At 28.3% G+C, this 4437-nt stretch carries 2 protein-coding genes; one reads left to right on the top strand and one right to left on the bottom strand.

Annotated features, from left to right (window positions below; translation table 11 throughout):
• Positions 1 to 74: 74 nt before the first annotated feature.
• Positions 75 to 1703, bottom strand: coding sequence for an SH3 domain-containing protein (locus ACRDDY_RS01265; protein ID WP_438563154.1), 1629 nt, complete (start codon positions 1701 to 1703; stop codon positions 75 to 77).
• 168 nt (positions 1704 to 1871) lie between these two features.
• On the opposite strand from ACRDDY_RS01265, the gene ACRDDY_RS01260 reads away from it, so the two are divergent.
• Complete coding sequence (locus tag ACRDDY_RS01260) at positions 1872 to 4232, top strand: glycoside hydrolase domain-containing protein (protein ID WP_438563153.1); 2361 nt, start codon at positions 1872 to 1874, stop codon at positions 4230 to 4232.
• Positions 4233 to 4437: the final 205 nt, after the last annotated feature.

Below are 4437 nucleotides of genomic sequence, written 5' to 3'. Positions count from 1 at the left end.
AAAATACAGTACAAGATAATAGCTAATATTAATAAATATATAACGGTTCAAGAATTATGAAGTTCTTGAACCGTTTAATTTACTGGCTTTAGAGCAAGTTTGATGCAAAATTTCGGAAAAAACGGAGCTACCCCTATTATAGAATCATTTAAAGTAAATTGAACAAATAAATTGTAATTAACATTTTCAAGTAAAGATTTAGTTATTTCTGGTGTTATAACAGCCTGGAAACCAGAATAATCATCTTTATTTGATGAATACCAATTTACTGAGACAGTAGAAATTATAGTAGAAGCACTATTTGCAGTAGCTCTTAGAATAAGATTTTTTTCAAGAGCATGAGAAAATACAGTTTTAGATTCAATATCAACATTAATAACAATATTTTCTTGTGAGAAATATAAAGTTTCAGCTACAGCAGAAAATGAATCATCAAGTATTTGATTTGCATTTTTAAAAGTACCTTCTGTTAAACTAACGTATCCAGTTTCAAGTGGCCATCCTGATAAATTATTATTATTAAATAAAATACAGGCATACTGATCTGTACTGTACAAATATTGCACAGATTGTGAAATTGGAAGTGTATATATTTTTTCTGTAGCTGTTAAATTAACTAAATCTACAGAAGTAAGATTTTTATTCCACTCTATATTATTTTTATTTACACTTATTGAATTATTAAATAAAGCTTCTGTTGGTAAATATCCTTTTAAATAAGAATTTGATCCTGAATTAAAATATTCAATAAGTATAGAATCTTGTTCAGCTGAATTAAATACTTGTAAAATAGCTATTTTTGTTCCTACACTTAAAGTTGGATAAATTACTTTTTTATTTGTTGTAGTATAATAATTTGATTTAATGCCGTTAATATCTATTAAATCAATTTCTTTTACTATTATTGCATTAGGCGTAATTGTTGGCTCTATAGTGTTAATAGGTGCTTGATTAAGAATATTATATGGATAACCATCAACAATGAAGTTTAACATTCCTACACTACTTGGAGTAAATCCTATACTTAAAGATCCATTATTATCAAATAAGATAACACTATATTCAACGTTATAATTTGAAACAGTATATAATAATGTATATTTCATATCTTTGCCTAGTTCCATATTACTAATAGTTTGATTAAACAAATAAATTTCTTGATTATCAGTTGAATTAATCCAAGCTCCTTCAAATCTAAAATCTAAATACTCCTTAGAAATATAACTTGAATCAATCCAACCTTGTTGATACATATTAGCACCTTGATCTGGGTACTGAATAAATGTTAACCCTGTTTGTGGATTATCTTTTATTATTGTTATATGATCACCATCTGATGTACCATATCCATTTTGTAATTGTCCGCTTTCATTTTTTATAGGTATAAATCCTGTTGTAACAAGGGCATTCCAGTTAAAAGTAGGTTCTTCTCCTGCATTTCCAAAAGCTTCATTATTAGGAATTGTAAGATTTAATGAAATACCACCTTTTTGAACATCTGATGTAGATGTTACAGCCACGGCAAAAACATACGCTATTGAATTATTATATTCAATTTTATACCACTGACCATTTTGTTCTATGATATTTAAATTTGTTTTAGGTGCTAAACTTCCTAAAACAGTTGAATAAAAGTTTGGTTCTTTTCTAATATTCAAATATATTCCAACAGGTAAATTAACAAACCCATTTGTATTTGACATAAAAATCACTCCTTAAAAATTTTATTTATATATATAGATGAAATAGTAAGAGAAATGTAAAGGGAAAAATAAAAATTTTTTTTATTTTTTTGCTTTACATTTTTTAAAAATCCAATCTTTATATATAGAAAACAAATTTATTAAATAAAAATTAAAGGAGTGATTTTCATGGCAGTACAGCCAATACTTGAAAAAATACAAACTTGGTTAAATGAAACTTATAAAAATAGTCCTGGTTACAATACTATAGCTGTAACAGGAGAACCAGGATGGGATACTACAAACGCAATGCTTATAGCATATCAAATAGAAAATGGTGTAAGCATAGGTACTATTAATACTGAAACTAGTACAGGAATTTACGATTTTACTAGTGAAGGTTTTTCTGACTTATCATCTAGTACTGATTTTTCAGCACAATCAAATTTAAATAGACTTTATATACTACAAGGAGCATTTTATGTTAAAGGAATCAATCCGGGTGGATTCCAAACACCATATAATGATAGTTTTAGTAGCGCAGTAAGTGAATTACAATCTAATGCTGGAATATCTCAAACAGGTGTTGTAGATTTATTAGTAGCTAAAGCATTATTATCAATGGATGCTTTTGTTGTTTTAACAGATGATGGAGGAGTAGAAGCTATTGCAAATATACAAAAAGATTTAAATGCTGCATATGCATACGATATGGGTTCCTTAATTCCATGTGATGGTGTTTATGGGAGAGAACTTAATAAAGCACTTATTTACGCATTTCAAATAACAGAAGGAATATCTCCAGAAGATGCTAATGAAGCTGATGGTTATTTTGGTCCTGGTACCCAAGAAGCAGCACCAACAATAGTAGTTGGAAATACTAATTATTTTGTAACTATATTACAATACGCACTATATTGTAACGGATATACAAATGTTAGTTTTACAGGAATATATGATTCAGCTACTGAAACAGCCGTTGCCAGTTTTGGAAGATCTATGGGTATTTCAACAAACTCAGGAGCGCAAGTTGATTTAAACGTATGGATGGGGCTATTATTAAGCTCTGGAAATCCAAATAGAAGTGTATCAGGATGCGATGCTGCCCAAAGACTATCACTTACAGATGCACAAATATTAAAATCAAGTGGTTATAACATTGTTGGAAGATATTTAACAGGAAATTTTGCAACCACAACAGAAGAACTTACAAATATTTTAAATGCAGGATTAAATGTATTTCCAATATATGAAACAGGTAGTTATGAAACAAGTTATTTCTCAGCAGCACAAGGTACTAGCGATGCAGTCTCAGCTGTACAAGCAGCAAGATCATTTGGAATACCACAAGGAACTACAATATATTTCACAGTAGATTATGATATGGAAGGCGGAGAAATAACTAATTTAGTATTACCATATTTTAAAGCTATCTTTGATACCTTTACATCATCAGAATTTCAATATAACATCGGAGTCTATGGCTCAAGAAATGTATGTTCTCAAGTAATAAATGCAGGGTTTGCAACTCTTGCATTTGTAGATGGAGCATCAACTGGATATAGTGGAAATATGGGATTTAATATGCCAACAATGTGGGCATTTAACCAAATAAAAGAAGGAGTAACTATTGAAGGTATACAAATAGATAATGATCAAGTTTCTGGAAGAGATACTGGATTTAATAGTTTAATTCTTTCAAATAATACAATTATAAGTCAAAATAAGTCAGTAGAAACAACTCAGCTTCCAGATACAGGTGTATCTGTAAATCAATTCGAAAATTTCTTTTCAACACTCTTTACACAAATCGTTAATGTTAAATGGATTCCTGATTTTAAAAATCCAACATTAAAAACAGCTTTTCAAACTGTATACGGGAAGCCACATTATTACTTAGATAATTCTTGTTATGTAAGATTTGAATACGCTAGAAAATTACAATTCGGAAGTGGAAGTTTTATAACTTTATATAGAGAACGTGGTGAAGAAACTCTTGATTTTATACCATCAGGAATAGGTATAAACCTTAGTAAAATACTCGATGAACTTTTATTTAAAGATTGGGTACTTGAAATGGTAAAAGAAATAATTCCAACAGCATCTACTAATATTTTTAATAAAAATTTAAATTTAGGATTACAAGTATATCCCAAATGGCGACCAGATGAAGGTAGTGTTTCTGGTTATTATGAACTTGGTGCTGAAATAGGCGTTGAAGTTACTTATGATATGGTTCAATATATTTGCAAAGAATTTAAAATTAATTTTACAGAAAATCAAATAGCTTCACTTGCTGGTGCATATTTTTGTGTAGATATAATTTTAGGAATATCTGATGATGTAGGTGGTTTTATGTCAATTGCAGCTGCAATTATATTTCTTTTAAAACTCTTAAAAGGTTTTAGTAATAATGATATATCTCTAGGTAATAATGGAGGCTTAGTATATAATACTAGTGGAAATTCACTATTAAATAACTATACCACACCAGAAGGACGATTAACTCTTTCTAAAGAATTTACTTCTGAAGTAGCAACTGACTTTTAACTTAATAAAAAAATAACATTTACTATATTCAAATAGAGTAAATGTTATTTTTTTTACACTTATTAATAGTATTTATATTATATAGTTAATTAAATATTCTATTTAGGAGTTTAATATATGAATAAGAAACTTAATCATCATGTAAAAAAAAATATTGAATTATCAAAATATATGCTTTTTTTATCATATATTATTGAATGGATTA

Source organism: Clostridium sp. (assembly GCF_051656525.1).
Classification (GTDB): Bacteria; Bacillota; Clostridia; order Clostridiales; family Clostridiaceae; genus Clostridium.
The sequence above is the reverse complement of the archived record's forward strand: the minus strand, read 5'-3'. Positions and strand labels throughout refer to the sequence as shown.

Excerpts from the sequence above, each read along its gene's own strand:
- ACRDDY_RS01265 (WP_438563154.1), bottom strand. The coding sequence starts at position 1,703 with ATGTCAAATACAAATGGGTTTGTTAATTTACCTGTTGGAATATATTTG.
- ACRDDY_RS01260 (WP_438563153.1), top strand. The coding sequence starts at position 1,872 with ATGGCAGTACAGCCAATACTTGAAAAAATACAAACTTGGTTAAATGAA.